The 16,399-nt window shown below is 64.9% G+C and carries 17 protein-coding genes; 12 read left to right on the forward strand and 5 right to left on the reverse strand.

Going from position 1 to position 16,399, the window contains the following annotated elements:
* Positions 1 to 10: 10 nt before the first annotated feature.
* Complete coding sequence (locus F600_RS0117010) at positions 11 to 868, forward strand: SDR family NAD(P)-dependent oxidoreductase (RefSeq protein WP_040631952.1); 858 nt, start codon at positions 11 to 13, stop codon at positions 866 to 868.
* 22 nt (positions 869 to 890) lie between these two features.
* Here F600_RS0117010 and F600_RS0117015 read toward each other — a convergent pair whose 3' ends face one another.
* Complete coding sequence (locus F600_RS0117015; RefSeq protein WP_018161840.1) at positions 891 to 1,274, reverse strand: acyl-CoA thioesterase; 384 nt, start codon at positions 1,272 to 1,274, stop codon at positions 891 to 893.
* Complete coding sequence (locus tag F600_RS0117020) at positions 1,274 to 1,660, reverse strand: acyl-CoA thioesterase (RefSeq protein ID WP_026306627.1); 387 nt, start codon at positions 1,658 to 1,660, stop codon at positions 1,274 to 1,276. The genes F600_RS0117015 and F600_RS0117020 overlap by 1 nt, the downstream gene beginning before the upstream one ends.
* Positions 1,661 to 1,828: 168 nt before the next feature.
* Between F600_RS0117020 and F600_RS28740 the strand changes: the two genes are divergently transcribed.
* Genes F600_RS28740 through F600_RS0117040 form a run of 4 tightly spaced genes read left to right on the forward strand, consistent with a single transcriptional unit; the run spans position 1,829 to position 5,878 of the window.
* Positions 1,829 to 2,566 carry a MerR family transcriptional regulator gene (locus tag F600_RS28740; protein ID WP_018161842.1) on the forward strand — a complete coding sequence of 246 codons (738 nt, stop codon included), beginning with the start codon at positions 1,829 to 1,831 and terminating at the stop codon, positions 2,564 to 2,566.
* Complete coding sequence (locus F600_RS0117030) at positions 2,563 to 3,540, forward strand: SDR family NAD(P)-dependent oxidoreductase (protein ID WP_018161843.1); 978 nt, start codon at positions 2,563 to 2,565, stop codon at positions 3,538 to 3,540. The genes F600_RS28740 and F600_RS0117030 overlap by 4 nt, the downstream gene beginning before the upstream one ends.
* Positions 3,541 to 3,546: 6 nt before the next feature.
* On the forward strand, positions 3,547 to 5,166 hold the full coding sequence (locus F600_RS0117035; protein ID WP_018161844.1) for an AMP-binding protein: 1,620 nt from the start codon (positions 3,547 to 3,549) through the stop codon (positions 5,164 to 5,166).
* Complete coding sequence (locus F600_RS0117040) at positions 5,159 to 5,878, forward strand: cyclase family protein (RefSeq protein WP_018161845.1); 720 nt, start codon at positions 5,159 to 5,161, stop codon at positions 5,876 to 5,878. Before F600_RS0117035 ends, F600_RS0117040 begins: the two co-directional genes overlap by 8 nt.
* Here the strand turns inward: F600_RS0117040 and F600_RS0117045 are convergent.
* Positions 5,851 to 7,266, reverse strand: a complete 1,416-nt coding sequence (locus F600_RS0117045) for an amino acid permease (protein WP_156024656.1) — start codon at positions 7,264 to 7,266, stop codon at positions 5,851 to 5,853. The two genes, F600_RS0117040 and F600_RS0117045, sit on opposite strands and share 28 nt — an antisense overlap.
* 90 nt (positions 7,267 to 7,356) lie before the next feature.
* On the opposite strand from F600_RS0117045, the gene F600_RS0117050 reads away from it, so the two are divergent.
* Positions 7,357 to 9,219: an FUSC family protein gene (locus F600_RS0117050; protein WP_245541584.1), complete on the forward strand. Its 1,863-nt coding sequence runs from the start codon at positions 7,357 to 7,359 to the stop codon at positions 9,217 to 9,219.
* A gap of 2 nt (positions 9,220 to 9,221) precedes the next feature.
* Here the strand turns inward: F600_RS0117050 and F600_RS0117055 are convergent, their stop codons facing one another.
* Positions 9,222 to 10,202, reverse strand: coding sequence for a cation diffusion facilitator family transporter (locus F600_RS0117055; protein ID WP_018161848.1), 981 nt, complete (start codon positions 10,200 to 10,202; stop codon positions 9,222 to 9,224).
* Positions 10,203 to 10,218: 16 nt separating this feature from the next.
* Here F600_RS0117055 and F600_RS0117060 point away from each other — a divergent pair, with 16 nt between their 5' ends.
* The 6 genes from F600_RS0117060 to F600_RS0117090 all read left to right on the forward strand — a co-directional run bounded on the left by F600_RS0117060 (position 10,219) and on the right by F600_RS0117090 (position 15,931).
* Positions 10,219 to 10,710 (forward strand): DUF1990 domain-containing protein, encoded by a 492-nt coding sequence (locus tag F600_RS0117060; RefSeq protein WP_018161849.1) that lies wholly within the window; start codon positions 10,219 to 10,221, stop codon positions 10,708 to 10,710.
* A gap of 7 nt (positions 10,711 to 10,717) precedes the next feature.
* A complete protein-coding gene (locus tag F600_RS0117065; protein ID WP_018161850.1) occupies positions 10,718 to 11,518 on the forward strand; it encodes a maleylpyruvate isomerase family mycothiol-dependent enzyme in 801 nt (266 codons plus the stop codon).
* A 59-nt stretch (positions 11,519 to 11,577) separates the two neighbouring features.
* The gene (locus F600_RS0117070) at positions 11,578 to 12,180 is read left to right on the forward strand and encodes a VOC family protein (RefSeq protein ID WP_018161851.1); all 603 of its coding nucleotides are present in this window, start codon (positions 11,578 to 11,580) and stop codon (positions 12,178 to 12,180) included.
* 131 nt (positions 12,181 to 12,311) lie between these two features.
* Entirely contained in the window at positions 12,312 to 14,663 is a 2,352-nt protein-coding gene (locus tag F600_RS30605) for an FAD-dependent monooxygenase (RefSeq protein WP_018161852.1), read from the forward strand.
* Positions 14,664 to 14,676: 13 nt separating this feature from the next.
* Positions 14,677 to 15,159 (forward strand): ester cyclase, encoded by a 483-nt coding sequence (locus F600_RS0117085; RefSeq protein ID WP_018161853.1) that lies wholly within the window; start codon positions 14,677 to 14,679, stop codon positions 15,157 to 15,159.
* A gap of 10 nt (positions 15,160 to 15,169) precedes the next feature.
* The gene (locus F600_RS0117090; RefSeq protein ID WP_018161854.1) at positions 15,170 to 15,931 is read left to right on the forward strand and encodes an AAA family ATPase; all 762 of its coding nucleotides are present in this window, start codon (positions 15,170 to 15,172) and stop codon (positions 15,929 to 15,931) included.
* On the opposite strand, the gene F600_RS0117095 is transcribed toward F600_RS0117090, so the two are convergent.
* Positions 15,922 to 16,383, reverse strand: a complete 462-nt coding sequence (locus tag F600_RS0117095; RefSeq protein WP_018161855.1) for a MaoC family dehydratase — start codon at positions 16,381 to 16,383, stop codon at positions 15,922 to 15,924. The two genes, F600_RS0117090 and F600_RS0117095, sit on opposite strands and share 10 nt — an antisense overlap.
* Between the last annotated feature and the right edge of the window lie 16 nt (positions 16,384 to 16,399).

Raw genomic sequence — 16,399 nt, forward strand, 5'->3', positions numbered from 1 at the left:
CCTTCAGATGATGACGACGTTTGCACACAAGGTCGCCGTGGTCACCGGCGCGGGATCCGGCATCGGACGAGCCCTGGCCCTGGAGTTGGCTTCGCGCGGGGCTCGGCTGTCGCTCAGTGACATCGATGCGAACGGGCTTGCGGCGACCACCGACCTCGTCGCGGCTCGCGGCGGCTCCATGCACACCGCCATCGTCGACGTCTCCGACCGCGAGTCCGTGAACGCCTATGCGGCGAGCGTCGTCGAGCATTACGGGGAAGTCCACATCGTCATCAACAACGCCGGGATTGCGGGCGATGTCGGCACATTTGTCGACGCTGACCTCGAGACGTTCGGGAAGGTCCTCGGGGTCAATCTATGGGGAGTCATCCACGGGACCAAAGCGTTCCTGCCGCACCTCATCGCCTCCGGTGACGGGCATCTGGTCAACATGTCGAGCGTCAGCGGCATCGTGGCTCAGCCGATGAGCAGCGCCTATTGCACCAGCAAATTCGCCGTCCGCGGATTCACCGAGTCGGTCGCCGTCGACCTCCTCCTGGCCGGCCATCCGGTGAAGGTGACGGTCATCCACCCCGCCGGTGTAGCGACGAGCCTCGCGTCCGCGGCGCTCGAACGAGCTCGGTCGGGTGGGCTCGCGGTCACTGCCGACCTGGAGAAGCGGGTTGCAACCTACAACGAGAAACTGCTGACCATGCCGCCGGAGAAGGCGGCGAGGATCATTCTCGACGGCGTCGCGGCGAACAAGAAGCGCGTCCTCGTCGGCAAATCCGCCAAGTTTCTCGACCTTGCTGCGCGCCTGCTGCCGCGGGCCATCCCCGCGGCGGCCGTGTGGTCGGACAAGGACATGTTCCCCGACGACCGGAAGTAACGGGCTGGGTGCACCCGCCGCCTCAAGGCTCGCGGCTGAGGTGCTGTTCGAGAAAGTGTCGCTGGGCCGCGGTCAGCGCTTTCGGGCCATCGTCCTCGATCGTGACCAGCGTGCTGACCGCGGTGAGATAGACGTTGTCTCCTGCGCAGATCTCGTGGTGAAGCGCGAATGAGGCGGTACCGATCCGATCGGTGGTGGTCACGACGTCGACCGAGCGCTGGCCGAGAACGAGTGGCCGTTGGAAGGTGATCTTGTGTGCGGCCACCACGACGTGCCAGTGATCCGAGTCCGCGGTGGCCAGCAACCGGTCGCGAGCTTCGTGGAGATACTGGACGAACACGACGTTGTTGACGTGGCCCAGGGCGTCGATGTCGGCCGCGCGCAGGTGAATTCGGCAGGAGTGCATCAGCGAGCCGCCAATTTCTCGAGTCCGGCTCGTTCGTCGTGCGTCAACGGTCGTGAGCGTTGCGCTTCGGAGTCGAACGCCACGATCGTGCACTTGACCGCGGAGTAAGTCATTTCGTCGTCGAGAATCTCGTGGTTCAGGTCAAACGACGAGCCTCCGATCCGCGAAACCCAGGTCTCGGAACGCACCGGTTCCGGCCGGTATCGCAACGGCACGAGGTAGTCGATATCGAGCTGAGCAACGACACTTGCGCCCGAGAAGCCCAGTTCGCGGAATAGTCCGATTCGAGTCTCTTCGAGGTATCGCAGGTGCACGGCGTCATGAACATGGCCGTCTGTATCCATGTCGGACCAGCGCAGGGGACAGCTGTAGACAAACCGGGACATGCCGACTTCCTATCAGGTTCCCGGGTGTCAATTCTCGAATTGGCCGGTGACCGCGCGCGAAACACGACGTGGGCTCGACAGACAAGTACTCGCGTGTGACGAGGACCACTGTCTAACCGTTACAGTACTACTGGCACAGTGACACTGCACAGGACTACGCTGCCAGTCATGACAGAGGTCGTCAGCGAAGAATTCACCATCGATGAACTCGCCGCGCGCACGGGCATCACTGTGCGAAACATCCGCTTCTACACCGAGCAGGGCCTGCTGCCGTCGCCCGAGCGTCGGGGCCGCGTTGCCTACTACGGACCGCAGCAACGAATGCGGCTCGAACTCGTCAAGCACCTGCAGGACTACGGCTACACGCTCAGCGCGATCGGCCAGGTTTTGTCGCGGCTGCCCGCGGACGCCACCGCTACGGACATCGCACTTCGCACTTCGCTGCTCAGCCCGTGGTCGCTCGCGGACCTCGAAGAAGTCGACCGCGACGAACTCAATCGACGCGCCGGACGGACGCTCTCCGACTCCGACGTCGAACTGCTCATCGCCCTCGGGGCGGTCGCACAGACCGATGAAGGCGGATACAAGGTCGCGACCGCACTTCTTGGCGCGACCGCAGCGATCACCGAATTGAGGCTGCCGCGCGCGGGTATCACGGCAATGGCCGCAGTCGTCGACCGGCACATGACCGCGCTCGCCAACGACCTCATCGACCTGATGCTCGAGCAGCTCTCGGGGTCGAAGAACGCGGGCGAGATCATGCGCAACGTCGCGACCGTGCTTCCGCTGCTGCGTCCCATCGCCATCCAGTCCGTGATCCGGCGATTCAACATCGCGATCGACCGCAAGGTCACCCAGACAGTCGCTCAGACGAAACTCAATCCTTGGACAGGGAAGAACCAATGAAACTCAGCAAACTCGTCACGAAGCCGGTGGCCGCGGTCGCCGACATCGTGAACACTCCAACGTCCGCGCGCGTCGTCGTCGATGCGATGTTCGGTAAGTCGCTCCACGAGACCGTAACGGGCCGAGTCGTCCTCATCACGGGCGCGTCGTCGGGTATCGGCGAAGCCACCGCCAAGCGCATCGCCAAGGCCGGCGGTGAGGTCGTACTCGTGGCACGCACTCGGGAGAACCTCGAGCGGGTGGCGGACGAGATCCGTGGGGCGGGCGGTGTCGCGCACGTCTACCCCTGCGACCTCTCGGACTCCGCCGCAATCGCGACGATGGCCGATGCCGTCCTGGCCGATCTCGGCCGCGTCGACATCCTCGTCAACAACGCCGGACGGTCGATCCGTCGGTCCCTGGCGCTGTCATACGACCGGATCCACGACTACGAACGCACGATGCAGCTCAACTACCTCGGCGCAGTCCAGCTGATTCTCAAGTTCGTTCCCGGAATGCGGGAGCGGGGATACGGTCAGATCGTGAACGTGTCGTCGATCGGCGTACAGACCAAAGTGCCGCGATTCGGCGCATACATCGCCAGCAAGGCCGCGCTCGACACCCTGTGCGACTCGCTGCAGGCCGAAACCATCGGGGACAACGTGCGATTCAGCACGGTCCACATGCCGCTCGTCCGGACGCCGATGATCAGCCCGACGAAGCTCTACGACCACTTCCCGGCGCTCACCCCAGAGCAGGCCGCCGACGTGCTGTCGGGCGCGATCGTGCACCGCTCGCGCCGGGTGAGTCCCGCCGCGGGTCGCGTGGCGGCCTTCGCGGACGCCGTCAACCCGACGTTGATGGACCACGTTCGCGGACGGGGTTTCCGGATGTTCCCGGATTCGACCGCCGCCAAGGGCGCACCCGAAGTGCCTAAGGAGCCGACACCGGCCGAGGAAATATTCATCAATGCCACTCGTGGCGTGCACTGGTAGGAAGCAATGGATCTGATCAGTCTCCTCACCGAGCCCGCGCGCCGGGCCGGACTCGAAGTACGTTCCCTCGTCGCACTGTTCGAGGCCGGTGTCGTCGGCGTCGAGCTTCCGCACAACGTTCTGCGGATGGTGTCCTCGCTTAATGACTTCGGTCCGCTCGGCGCGGCCGCGAAGATCGCGGCGATCCGCCACGGCAAGTACACCGCGATCGCAGACGAGCGCGGCGAGATCACCTACGCCGAGCTCGACAAGCAGACCGACCAGCTCACGAACGCCCTGAGCGCTCGGCTGCAGCCCGGCGACACCATCGGAATCCTGTGCCGCAACCATCGGTCCCCGCTCATCGCCGCGTTCGCTGCCTCGCGGGCCGGACTCAATTGCGTCTGGCTCAACACCGGGTTCTCGGCTCGGCAGGCCACCGAGGTCGCGACCCGGGAAGGCGTGGATCTGCTGATCTACGACGCCGACCTCAGCGATGTTGTGGCCGACTTCGATCCGCCGCACGGCAAATTCGCGTGTGCCATCGACGCCCCCGCGGACGAGTTCACCGCGCTCGTCAGCACCGGGAGCACCAAGACTCCGTCGGCGCCCAAGAAGCCCGGCCGGATCATTCTGCTCACCTCGGGCACGACGGGTACGCCGAAGGGCGCACCGCGCGCCGAACCTCGCGGGCTCACCGTTCCCGGCGCCGTACTCGAGCGAATGCCGATGAAGGCACGCCAGACCGTCATCATCGGACCGCCGATGTTCCACGGAACGGGTCTGCTGATCACGTTGCTGGCGATCGCGCTGGGATCGAGGCTCGTCCTCCGCCGCAAGTTCGATGCTGCGCAGCTCGCGGACGACATCGAGACCTTCGGTGCCTCGACCGTGTGTCTCGTACCCGTCATGTTGCAGCGACTGCTCGCCCTCGGGCCGGACGAACTGGGCCGGCGCGATCTGTCGAGCCTGCGCGTCATCTTCTGTGCCGGATCCCAGTTGCCCGCGCAGGTCGGCACCGAGGCGCAACGCGTTCTCGGCGACGTCATCTACAACCTCTACGGATCGACCGAAGTCGCCCTTGCCACGATGGCGACCCCCAAGGACGTGCACGAAGCGCCGACGTCGGTCGGCAAGCCGATGCTCGGCTCGCGGATCAAGATTCTCGATGAACAAGGCAAAGAGGTTCGTCAGGGCGAGAAGGGCCGGATCTTCGTCGGCACCACGATTCCGTTCGAGGGCTATACCGGCGGTGGCAACAAGGAGATCATCGACGGACTGTTGTCGACGGGCGACGTCGGGCACTTCGACAAGGCCGGGCGCCTCTACATCGACGGTCGGGACGACGAAATGATCGTTTCCGGCGGTGAGAACGTCTTCCCTCGCGAGATCGAGGAACTGCTGGTGACCCATCCGGCGATCGCGGATGCGGCGGCGATCGGGGTCGACGACCCCGACTTCGGAAAGCGTTTGCGGACGTTCGTCGTGGTTCGGCCCGGAGCCAGCATCACGGTCGACGAGGTCAAGGACTTCGTGAAGAACAATCTCGCGCGCTACAAAACGCCGCGTGACGTGCTGTTCCTCGACGAACTGCCGCGAAACCCCACCGGGAAGATTCTGAAGCGGGAGCTCGCTGAGCGTGCCTGATCGTCCGTTCCGGGTCGTCCGTCTCTCGCATGTCAACGACCCGGAACGCACGCCGATCTTCCCCGGGGACCCCGCGTTCACCCTCGACACCGTGGCCTCGATCCCAGATCACGGTTACTACCTTCAGTCCGTCTCGCAGGGCGAACACACCGGCACGCATTGGGGCGCGCCGGCGCACTTCACGGTCGGCGGCCTGACGGCCGACCAACTCGATGTCGAGGATTTGTTCCTCCCGGCGGTCAAGATCGATGTTCGACGCCAGGCTGCCGGCGACGCGGATTTTGCACTATCCGTCGCCGATCTCGTCGCCTGGGAAGAAGAGAATGGCGGGATTGCCGCGGAGTCAGCGGTGATCCTGTGGACGGGATGGGAATCTCGTTGGGGGACTGACGCGTACGCAAATCTCGACGACGCCGGCACGATGCATCAGCCGGGGTTTGGCGTCGACGCGGTCGAGTGGCTGCTCGAACGCGGAATCCTCGGAGTGCGCGGCGCACTGGGCATCGATACGTTCGGGCCCGACCGCGGACTCGACGACTCCTATGCGGTCTCGAAGCTGCTGTACAACGAACACCGGATCAGCCTCGAGAATCTCGCCCACCTCGGCGAACTCCCCACTCGGGACGCCTTCGTGCTGGTGGGCGGCACGATCAATCGCACCGGATCCGGCTCTCCGGCGACGATCTATGGGCTCATACCGCGACGCGGGTGACTCCAGCGCGAGATCGCCAGCGGGGCGAAGGTGCTGACGAGCACTGCCACCACGAGGACCACCGTGTGACTGACCGCGGTTGCTTCCTTGAGGCCAGAGGGCGGGAAGAATCCCACGACGATTGCCGCGGCAGAGAAGACAATGCCGACCGCGCAGACAATCCCGATGCCCCATGACCCGCCCGGGATGCGGAAGGGCCGACCCACGACCGACTTCGTCCGGCGCAGCCTCCATGCGGCGGCGAACATCAAGACGTACATCAACAGGTACAGCTGCACGAGCAAGGCGCTGAGCAGCCAGAACATGCTGGAAACGCTGGGCTGAAAGATGAATAACAGGCTGAGCAGCGAGCCGATCACCGCCTGACCGATCAAGACGGGCTTCGCCGTTTGGCGGTTGGTCTGACGCGCGAACCTGGAGGGGAGGTGGCCTTCGCGTGCCGCCGCAGCCATCGCGGACGGCGTCGATGCCATCCAGCCCGCGATCTCGCCAATGGCGTCGACGTAGATCGCGACCGCCACGAGCGGCACGAGCCAACCCAAACCGCCAACCGTCTCGACCCCGACGTTCATCGCCTGCGTAATCCCGGCGGTGATGCTGATCTGTTCGTTGGGCACCAGGACAGCGATCGCCAGCGTCGCGGGCACCAGCACCGCGGCGATCATCAGGACAGACAGGAACGTCGCGCGTGGATACAGCCGCGCCGGGTCTCTCATCTCGCCGATCCTGGTGGCCATCACTTCGATGCCGGCGAATATCAAGATGGCGGAGAGTCCGAAAGTGATGTTGCCAGGGGTCGAGAGATCCGGAACCAGGTGAGCCGAGGCTCCGGTGAGGTTCGAGGGTCGACGGTCGATCACATAGGTCGCGGCGAAGGCGATCAGTACCAGTCCAGGCAATATGGTTCCGGCGATCGATCCGATCGATCCGAGAATCCCGGAGCTGCGGAGGCCGAACAGACTCAGCGCCGTGACCAGCCAGATCGTTCCGACCACGACGACGGTGGCGTAGAGCTTGTTCTCCGCACCCGCGTTCCAGCCGAGGGAGACCGCGATCATTGCCGCGGAACTCGTCAGGACGACCGTCCAGAAAATCACGTTCTGAAACCACTGGAGCCACGTGGCGACGAATCCCGCTCGCGGCCCGAACGCCGCACTGACCCAGGCGTAGACACCACCCTCACGGCGAGAACTCGTACCGAGTTCCGCCGCGACCAGCGCCGCTGGAATCAGGAAAAAGACGATGGCCACGCCGAGGTAGAACAGCGAACCCAACCCGTAGGTCGCGAGCGGCGCCATTCCATTCAGGCTGGTGATGATGCCGAACATAAGCATCACGACCAAGAAGAGGCCGAGCGGACGTTGTGGCGTCACTCCAGGGGAGCTCATCGCAGGCAGCGTACGCGATCCGGACATCCGACAGATGCGGTATTCCCTTTGGCCGCAACGCACTCTGCCAACATTGAACAGGTGACCGACATGCCTGTCCGGCGCTACGACATTCCGACCCCTCGCCTTCGGGACGCGTTGCGGCCGTCGGGGTCACCGTGGGCGTTTACCACCGGAGTCCGGGCCATCCTCGCCGCGGCGATCATCGCTCTCGCAGGTGTCATGTTCGGTGAGCCGGCATCGATCGGTGTCGCCTATTGTGCGGCCACAATGTCGACTCTGTTCGCCGTGGGCGGTACCCATCGTGCTCGCTTGACTGCAATGGCAATGCAGGCGATTGGCGCCGTGATGGGGATCGCGATCGGCGCTGCGACCCCGCATACGGTCCTTGTCGCAGTTGTCGTTGCGGCGTCGATGGCGATGATCGCCGGCATGGTTGCTGCCATCGACCCCGCGTTCTCGGCGTTCGCCCTGTTGCTCGTCGTCGGAACCGCGTACGGCCAGTTCGGGGGCTCGCCGCTGCCGGTCGGGTTGCAGTGCCTGTGGTATTTGATTGGGTCCGTCATCGTCGCGGCAATCGTTGCTTCGGAGTCGATCGCCACGCAACCTCGACACGAGCGGGCTGCGATCAGTTCTCTTCTGATGAGCAACGCAGCGCTGCTGGACGCGATCGGCGACCCCATCGCGGCCAGTTCGGCGCGTCGTAACCTCGCGGATTCTGCGAGTGACTGCCGGTCGCGGCTGTACGAATATCGGCTGACGATCCGTCGCGGTAGCGAATCGGTCGACGTCATCGAGAGGGCCGCGCAAACCGCCCGACGGGTCACGTTGGTCGTGGCCACGCTGTACGCGAAGGGGCAGCCGGTTCCAGCTGCGGCAGGTCAGCTGTTGCGTGATGCCGGGTGCAAGGTCGCCGCCGGTGAGTCGATTGATGTCCCGACCGTCGGCGCGGACGCAGATTCGGCAATCCGCCTGGTCGCACATGCGCTCGCAGCTCCACCGGTACACCCGTCGTCGGACGACACGGAATTGGTTGCGGCGCCGTCGTTGTCGCTCATACTCCGGTCAATCGTGCGGGCCGCAACGCGCCGTCCCGCGATCGGCGCCGGGGTCCGGCTCGCATTGTGCGTGGCTGCGGCCACCGGCTTGGCCGCGGTCATGCACGGCGAGCATCACGCCTTCTGGCTGCCGCTGACCGTTGCCGTCGTCGTGCGACCGGAATTGCAGTCGGTTTTCGTTCGCGTCTTGAACCGGATCGTCGGCAGCATCGTCGGTGCAGTCCTGGCGGCGGCGGTGCTGTTGGCCGCACCGGACAACTGGGCGTTGGCGCTCGGCGCTGCGGTGGCGATGGGTTTGTCGGCGGTCGCAGCACCGAAGGTCTACGGACTCTTCGTCATCGGAATCACGACGTCCACCCTGCTGAGCGCGAGCATCGGCGAGATCAACCCCCTCGCCCCCGAACTCCGCCTCGGCGACACCCTCATCGGCTGCGCGATCGCGATCATCTTCGGTTACGTGCTGTGGCCGCGTCGGCTGTTCGTGGCGGACTCTCCAGTGCACGCATCGGCACGATCTGTCGCGGCCTATCTCCGGGCAGCGGCGGATCCAGACACGTCGGCAACGACCCTGCGAGACGCCCGCCGTCGAGCCTATGACCGGACGAACGCATTGCGCAGAACGCTCCAGTCATCAGCGCTTGATCCGGTCGTGCTGAGCCCAACTGCTCGTGCCGAACTGCCCATGGTCCTGGCCCTCGAGGACGTCGCGGACGACATCACGGACCTTGCGCACCACGTCACGGAGTCTCGAATCGCCCCGCCGAGGGAGCTATTGGATTCCGTCGAACAAGAGATTCTCGCGGTGGGTACGCACCGGGTCAGTGTGAGTTCCCTTAACCCGTATCCGGACGGGCCGTTGCCGCGGATCCGAGCGACGCTCAGCGCGCTGCCATAGCCTCAGTTGCCCGGCATCCCGAGATCGGTCGCGGCGCGAACTTCGACCTGCAAGGTCGTGTGATCGATCCCGTGCTTCTCCAGGAGCATGGCCGCGAGCACGACGCGGACACCGTGGCTGTCGCCGCCGGGCTTGAGGAGAACGTGCGCTGATAGCGCGGGGGAACCGCTCGTGATCTCCCAAATGTGCAGGTCGTGGACTTCGACGACGTGTTCGTGCGACACCATCTCGCGTCCGATGACGGCCGGGTCGAGGTGTTTCGGCGCGGCCTCGAGGAACACCCGGCTCGCCTTCGCGACGAGTTCGACTCCGGCTTTGATCATCAGGACGACGACGATCAACGACGCGATCGAGTCGGCCCGTGCGAAACCGGTCACGAGGATGATCACGCCGGCAATCGCGGTCGCGATGAACGCGAACAGGTCGTTGAGGATGTGCTGAAACGCGCCCTCGATGTTGAGACTCGTGCGATTCGCGCGGCTGATCATCCACGTCGCAGCGATGTTGACCACGACGCCGACCAATGCGGTCACCAGCACGAGTACACCGGTCACCTCGGATGGGCTGAAGAGTCGCCGGATCGATTCGAAACCGAGGAACGCGGCCAGAATCAGCAGAGTCACCCCGTTGGCCTGCGCGGACAGGATCTCGGCGCGTTTCCACCCGTACGTCATGCGGCCTGACGCTGGGCGCTGAGCGAGTCGAATCGTCCACATCGCGAGGGCAATCGACGCGGCGTCGGTGAGCATGTGCGCGGCATCGGAGATCAGAGCGAGCGAGCCGGACACGATCCCGACGATGACCTCACCGGCCATGAACGCCGCGAGCACGGCGAGTGCTCCGCCGAGCCACCGTTGATCGCTGTCGGCCGTCGCGCCGTGAGTATGCGAGGAACCGCCGTGGTCGTGATCGTGGTCGCCGTGGTTTCCGCTCACCTTCAGATCGTCCCATTTCTGGCCAGCGGAGAACGCAATCCGGAACAACCCGCATGATTGGGGCATGACTCTCGAGCTGACGTATCCCGAAGTCGGTGCGACCGCCGGCGTCCTACCGGACGGCTACCACCACATTCGGGAATCCCGGGTGCTTGGCCGCGGTGCGGAATGCTTCCAGACGGCGGCCGACCGGCTCATGTCGTGGGACCTGCATCGCCGCTCCGGGCTGTCGGTCGAGCCGGAATTCCCGACCGCGAAGCTGAACAGCTGGGTGAAGGTGCGCATCGGGCTCGGCCCGCTTGGCGTCACTGCGCCGTGCCGCGTCGTGTACGTCATCGATGAGCCGCGGCGCCGAGGCTTTGGCTACGGCACGCTCGCCGGTCACCCCGAAAGGGGGGAGGAGGCCTTCAGCGTGGTGTGGCGTGACGACGACGTGGTCGAGGTGCATGTCGTCGCGTTCTCCCGACCCGCAACGTGGTGGGCGAAGGCCGGTGCGCCGGCGGCCCGGGTCATGCAGCGGCTCGTCACTCGCCGCTATCTCCGGGCGCTCGGCTGAGGTAGACATGCCCACGCTCCCGGACTCCGCCACGGCACTGCGTGCAGCGACGAATCGCTTCATTGCGATGGTCCGTGACGTCGACGAATCCCAGCTGGCGTCGATCGTCCCGGCGACTCCCGATTGGACGGTGCGGCAGGCCATCTCACACGTCGCGTTGGGTGCCGCGTACTACGCGGACTGCCTCGCCGGCCGCGACCAGTGGGTGGATTCACCGACGCAGACCGCCGAGAAGAACACGGCGCTATTGGAGATTCGACGCGGAGTTCCCGTGCCGACTGCTCTCGCCGACATGGCAGGCGCCGTCGATGAGGTGATCGATCTGCTCGCCGCGCTCGGTGACGAACCGGTGGGATTCCACGCGAGGCAACTGCTCACGCCGCAGGGGATTCAGTCGATGCTCGTCAACGAGGTTCTCGTGCACGGACACGACGTCGCCCAGGCGCTGCGAAGGCCTTGGAAGATTCCCGACGATGAAGCGATACTCGCGCTCCAAGCGATGACCGCGCTGTGCGCCGCGTGGCTCGACCCGGTCAAGTCCGCAGGTCACACGGCGTCGTATCAGATCAGGCTTCGCGGCAGGTACGAAGACATCTGGCTTGTCTTCCGCAGTGGAAAGTTGTCGGTCGGCAGCGACAGTCCGCAAAAGCGTGCTGACTGCGTCGTTTATGGACCGCCGTCGAGTCTTCTCCTCGTGATGACCGGGCGACTGTCTCCCATGGGAGCATTTCTTCGGTTGAAATCGGTGTCGTGGGGCAGAAAGCCCTGGCTCGGACTGACTCTGAGTCGCCGGTTCCGGAGCATCTGACGGCAAGCGGTCAGGAATCGAGAAGCAGCGCCGGCTGACGCTCGAATACCGTTCAGGACATGACATCGATCGAATCGGTAATCCTCGAAACTCCCGACGTCGCCGGTACGGAGGCGTTCTACGCAGCAGTCGGACTTGACGACAAGGTCTCGGTCCGCCCGACAGAAGACATCACCAGCGGTTTCCGCGGCTACACGCTCTCGCTCGTCGCGACCCAGCCGGCCAATGTCGACGCACTGTTCAATGCGGCCGTCGAGGCTGGAGCGAAGGTTCTCAAGCCTGCTTCTAAGAGCTTCTGGGGCTACGGCGGAGTTGTTCAAGCTCCCGATGGGGCGATCTGGAAGATGGCGTCGTCGTCGAAGAAGAACACCGAGCCGGCCTCGAAGCAGGTCACCGACACAGTGCTCTTGCTCGGTGTGGAAGACGTCGCGGCGACGAAGAAGTTCTACGTCGGCAAGGGATTGTCCGTCGCCAAGAGCTTTGGCAGCAAGTACGTCGAATTCGAATCCAACGGCAACGTGAAACTGGCGCTGTACGGCCGCAAGGCGCTGGCCAAGGACGCCGGTGTCCCGGTTGAGGGCAATGGCTCGCACCGGATCGTCATCAGCAGCAGCGCAGGCACTTTCGCCGATCCGGACGGGTTCGCCTGGGAATCCGCGTAGTCCACGACATCACCCCACGGGCCGTTCCAGTCTGACTGGGACGGCCCGTCTCAATGACCAACCCACACTTGATTTCACCGCAATAACGCTGCTATATCTGTGATCCAGCAAGTGTCACGGAGGGTGCGCGAATGCAGGCGGAATCGGTCGACGTCGTCATCGTGGGTTCCCGATGCGCAGGAACGGCGATGGCCGCGCCTCTTGCCCGAGCCGGGCGGACCGTTGTCGTCCTCGACCGCGCCGCATTCCCGGCCGACACGCTATCGACGCACGTGCTGTTTCCCATGGGCGTCAACGAGGTCGCGCGAATCGGCGCGCTTGACCGAATTCTGGCGCTCAATCCGTCACTCATGACCCACCTGCGCGTCGATTTCGTCGGCGTCGGTCGCACCGAGCGATTCCAGCAAGTAGGCGACATCGACTACGGCATCAGCGTTCCGCGCGTCCTGCAGGACCAGGCTCTCGTCGATGCCGCCCGTGAAGCCGGAGCCGATATCCGCGACCAGTGCACGGTGCAGGACGTCATCGTCGAAGACGGCCGGGCGGTCGGCGTCCGCTACTTCGACACCACCGGCACCGTGCGCGAGATTCGCGCTCGGCTGGTTGTTGGGGCGGACGGACGCAACTCGACCGTCGCCCACCACGTCGGCGCGTGGGAGCCATACCGCCGCTCGCGCAATGGGCGCGGAATGGTGTTCCGATACCTCGACGATCCGGCTGCCGATAGCGACTGGGCACACACGCTGTGGGAAGGACGTTCACACGACACGATCGCGTTCGCCTTCCCGTGCACTCCCAAGGGCCGACTGCTCGTTCTGTTCATGGGCCCACGCGCCGAGGTTGCCGAAGCGCGCCAGGACCCCGAGGCGCACTGGGCGCGCAAGGTCGCCGAGTTCCCGATACTCGCCGAACGACTGGGGGGCGCAAGGAACCAGTCGCGCGTGATGGCGACGTCGCAGACCCATGCTTACTTCCGGCAATCCTCCGGACCTGGCTGGGCACTCATCGGGGACGCGGGCCACTTCAAGGATCCCGTTCTGGGCCAAGGTATGCGCGACGCGATGTGGATGGGCCGCACGCTCGCCGAACACGTTCTCGACGCGCTCGATGACCCGAAGACGCTCGACAGCGCGACCCGGCGATGGGAACGCACGCGTGACCTCGAAGTCCTGCCGACGTACCACTACGGCAACCTCGAGACTCGCATCCCCGCCGTGCCGCCGGAAATCATCGCGGCGGTCGTCGGAGGCGTCTCGGGTGCCGAACTCTCGGACATCCACCAACGGCTGATCAAACCGCACGGCGTCTACACGGTCAGCCGGGTGGTCCGGGCGGGTGTCATGACGCTCGTCAAGCGCGGACCTCACCCTCGACTGGTGCTGCAACTGGCGAAACTCTTCGGTGTCGAGACCGCCGTGCGGGCCGAACTCCTGACCGCCAAGGCATTCGGTGGGCGCATGCCGCACCTCGGGCAGTTGGTGGGAGAGCACCCCGATGAGCAGCCGTGGGGTCGCCCACCGGTGACCCCCGCACCCCGTGCGAGCGCGCCCAAGCCCGTCCGCGCTCTGGTGACCCGCATCGACCAGATCAGCCCTGACGTTCGGGCCCTGACCTTGTCGCGCGCCGACGGAACCGACTGGCCCGCGTGGACTCCCGGCTCGCACGTCGACGTTGGTCTGCCGTCCGGCGCAGTCCGTCAGTACTCACTGTGTGGCCCCCAGGAAGACCGCACGACGGTCCGGGTCGCCGTTCTCCGCGAGGACGACGGTCGCGGTGGATCCGTCGAGATCCATCGGCTCAACGAGGGCGCTTACGTCACGGTCTCCCAGCCGCGCAACAACTTCGAACTCGACCCTGCGCCCGGGTATTTGTTCATCGCCGGTGGCATCGGAATCACGCCGATCCTCCCGATGATCGAGCAAGTGGAGGCACTCGGAATTCCGTGGCAATTGCAGCACGTCGCCCGCACCGCCGACCGCCTGCCGTTCGGTGATGACCTGGTCGCGCGCTACGGCGACAAGGTGACACTTCGCTCCGACGACGTTGACGGACGGCCTGATCTGGCGGCCTGGATCGGTGGACTGGCATCGGGGACGGCCGTGTACTGCTGCGGCCCCGAAGGCCTCATGAACCGCGTCGTCGAACTGTGCGAATCGCGCCCGGACCTCACGGTCCACATCGAACGATTCGTCCCCACCGAGAAGCGATTGGCGGACGATCGCGCGTTCGAAGTGAAGCTCGCGCAGTCGAATACCACCGTCGTCGTGCCCGCCGGAATGTCGATGCTCGATGCGCTTCGGAACGTCGTGCCCGTCTCGGCATCGTGCGAGAACGGACTCTGCGGAAGCTGCGAGCTGTCCGTGCTCAAGGGCCGGCCCGACCACCGCGACGACATTCTCCACGGTCCCGACCGCGATCGCACCGACCTCATCTACCCGTGCGTCTCGCGCTCGCACGACGCCAAGCTCACCATCGACGCCTGACAGAAAGAGCGACATGAAATCCAATACCGAGCAACTCAAGTGGGTCTTCGAGCGGCTCAACGCCCACGACACCGATTCGCTTCGCGCCGTGTGGAACGACCAGACCGTCGAATACTTCCCGGACCGGACCTGTTACGGCGCCGACGAGATCGCGCAGTGGTTCGAAGAGAAGTTCGCCGCCATTGAGGGCTTCCGGCTCGAGGTCATTTCCATGGTCGATTCGGGCAACGACGCGTTGGTGCACTGGCGCATGACCGGGCGCCACGTCGGCACCGTACTCGGCGTTTCGGGAACCGGACGTTCGATCGAGGTCGACGGCATCGACCACTTCGTCCTCAAAGATGGCTTCGTTGTCAGCAATACGGTCGTCTACGACCAGCTGCTGTTCGCGCGGCAGATCGGCCTCATGCCGCCAGATGGTTCGCCGCTGGAGCGGGTGTTGAAGACCGCTTTCAATGCCAAGACCCGCGCGTTGTCGTTGGTGCGCAAGAACTAATCTGGGCGGCATGCACCGTGGGGGCGCGCCGTTCATCAGCGAGGTCCTGATCGACGATGTCGGCGATCGGAACGACTATCCGTTCGACCTTCCGATCGTTCGGCACCTCGCCCGGCGGCGCCGCCTCAAGCTCACCACCCCGGTGACGTTCCTCGTTGGCGACAACGGGACGGGAAAGTCGACGTTCGTCGAAGCGCTTGCGGTGACGGCCGGCTTCAACGCCGAAGGCGGTTCGAAGTCGTTCCGATTCACGACGAAGGCCACCGAATCCGTGTTCAGCGAGCACCTGACGCTCGCGTGGAAACGACGGCCGAACAACGGGTTCTTCCTGCGGGCCGAATCGTTCTACAACGTCGCGTCGGAGGTCGATCGCCTCGTCGACGAGGGCGGTTCGGGACTTCTCGCGTCCTACGGCGGCCGAAGTCTGCACGAACGCTCCCATGGCGAGTCGTTTCTCGCGCTCGCGACAAACCGCTTCGGACCTCGAGGGTTGTACATTCTCGACGAGCCCGAAGCCGCGCTGTCGGTGACCGGCTGTCTGGCTCTCGTGCGACGAATCATGGAGCTCGCCGAGCAGGACTGCCAGTTCATCGTCGCGACGCACTCGCCCATCGTCATGGCCGTGCCCGGTGCGACCATCCTGCAGATCGACATCGACGGCGAGATCGAAGCGGTCGACTACGACCGCACCGACACCGTGCTGCTCACGCGCAGATTCCTCGATGACCCGAAGCGCTTCATCGAGGATCTGTACGGCGACGACTACGTGTAGAGGATCACGAGCTCGGCGACCACCGCCGGGCGCTCACCGCCCTCGATTTCGACCGTCAGCCCGAACACGGCCTCGACCGATGCATTGCGCGCGTTCGCCGACACGAGGGAGAGGTGTCCGCGCACGCGCGAGCCCGAAGGGACCGGAGCCGTGAATCGAACCTTGTTGGTGCCGTAGTTGACGACTGCTTTGGTGTCGTCGACCCTGACGACCTGCTCGAGGAACAGCGGAACAAGCGACAGAGTGAGATATCCGTGCGCGATCGTCGTGCCGAACGGCCCGGACTTCGCACGCTCGGCGTCGACGTGAATCCACTGGTGGTCTTCGGTGCAGTCGGCGAAGCCGTTGATCCGGTTCTGGTCGATGGTGATCCACTCGCTGACGCCGAGAGGTCCGGGCTGGCCGATGAGTGCCTGTGGGTTGGCGAAGGTCGCTGGTGCTGCAGTGGTCATGATTGCCTCTGATCTG

The organism is Smaragdicoccus niigatensis DSM 44881 = NBRC 103563 (genome assembly GCF_000380645.1).
In the GTDB taxonomy this organism is placed as follows: Bacteria; Actinomycetota; Actinomycetes; order Mycobacteriales; family Mycobacteriaceae; genus Smaragdicoccus; species Smaragdicoccus niigatensis.

Bases quoted from the DNA above. Each gene is read 5' to 3' on its own strand.
- F600_RS0117045 (WP_156024656.1), bottom strand. From the start codon at position 7,266: ATGAGCTCCCCTGGAGTGACGCCACAACGTCCGCTCGGCCTCTTCTTG.
- F600_RS0117010 (WP_040631952.1), top strand. From the start codon at position 11: ATGACGACGTTTGCACACAAGGTCGCCGTGGTCACCGGCGCGGGATCC.
- F600_RS0117090 (WP_018161854.1), top strand. From the start codon at position 15,170: ATGCACCGTGGGGGCGCGCCGTTCATCAGCGAGGTCCTGATCGACGAT.
- F600_RS0117035 (WP_018161844.1), top strand. From the start codon at position 3,547: ATGGATCTGATCAGTCTCCTCACCGAGCCCGCGCGCCGGGCCGGACTC.
- F600_RS0117070 (WP_018161851.1), top strand. From the start codon at position 11,578: ATGACATCGATCGAATCGGTAATCCTCGAAACTCCCGACGTCGCCGGT.
- F600_RS0117020 (WP_026306627.1), bottom strand. From the start codon at position 1,660: ATGTCCCGGTTTGTCTACAGCTGTCCCCTGCGCTGGTCCGACATGGAT.
- F600_RS0117050 (WP_245541584.1), top strand. From the start codon at position 7,357: ATGCCTGTCCGGCGCTACGACATTCCGACCCCTCGCCTTCGGGACGCG.
- F600_RS28740 (WP_018161842.1), top strand. From the start codon at position 1,829: ATGACAGAGGTCGTCAGCGAAGAATTCACCATCGATGAACTCGCCGCG.
- F600_RS0117060 (WP_018161849.1), top strand. From the start codon at position 10,219: ATGACTCTCGAGCTGACGTATCCCGAAGTCGGTGCGACCGCCGGCGTC.
- F600_RS0117015 (WP_018161840.1), bottom strand. From the start codon at position 1,274: ATGCACTCCTGCCGAATTCACCTGCGCGCGGCCGACATCGACGCCCTG.
- F600_RS0117085 (WP_018161853.1), top strand. From the start codon at position 14,677: ATGAAATCCAATACCGAGCAACTCAAGTGGGTCTTCGAGCGGCTCAAC.
- F600_RS0117030 (WP_018161843.1), top strand. From the start codon at position 2,563: ATGAAACTCAGCAAACTCGTCACGAAGCCGGTGGCCGCGGTCGCCGAC.
- F600_RS0117095 (WP_018161855.1), bottom strand. From the start codon at position 16,383: ATGACCACTGCAGCACCAGCGACCTTCGCCAACCCACAGGCACTCATC.
- F600_RS30605 (WP_018161852.1), top strand. From the start codon at position 12,312: ATGCAGGCGGAATCGGTCGACGTCGTCATCGTGGGTTCCCGATGCGCA.
- F600_RS0117065 (WP_018161850.1), top strand. From the start codon at position 10,718: ATGCCCACGCTCCCGGACTCCGCCACGGCACTGCGTGCAGCGACGAAT.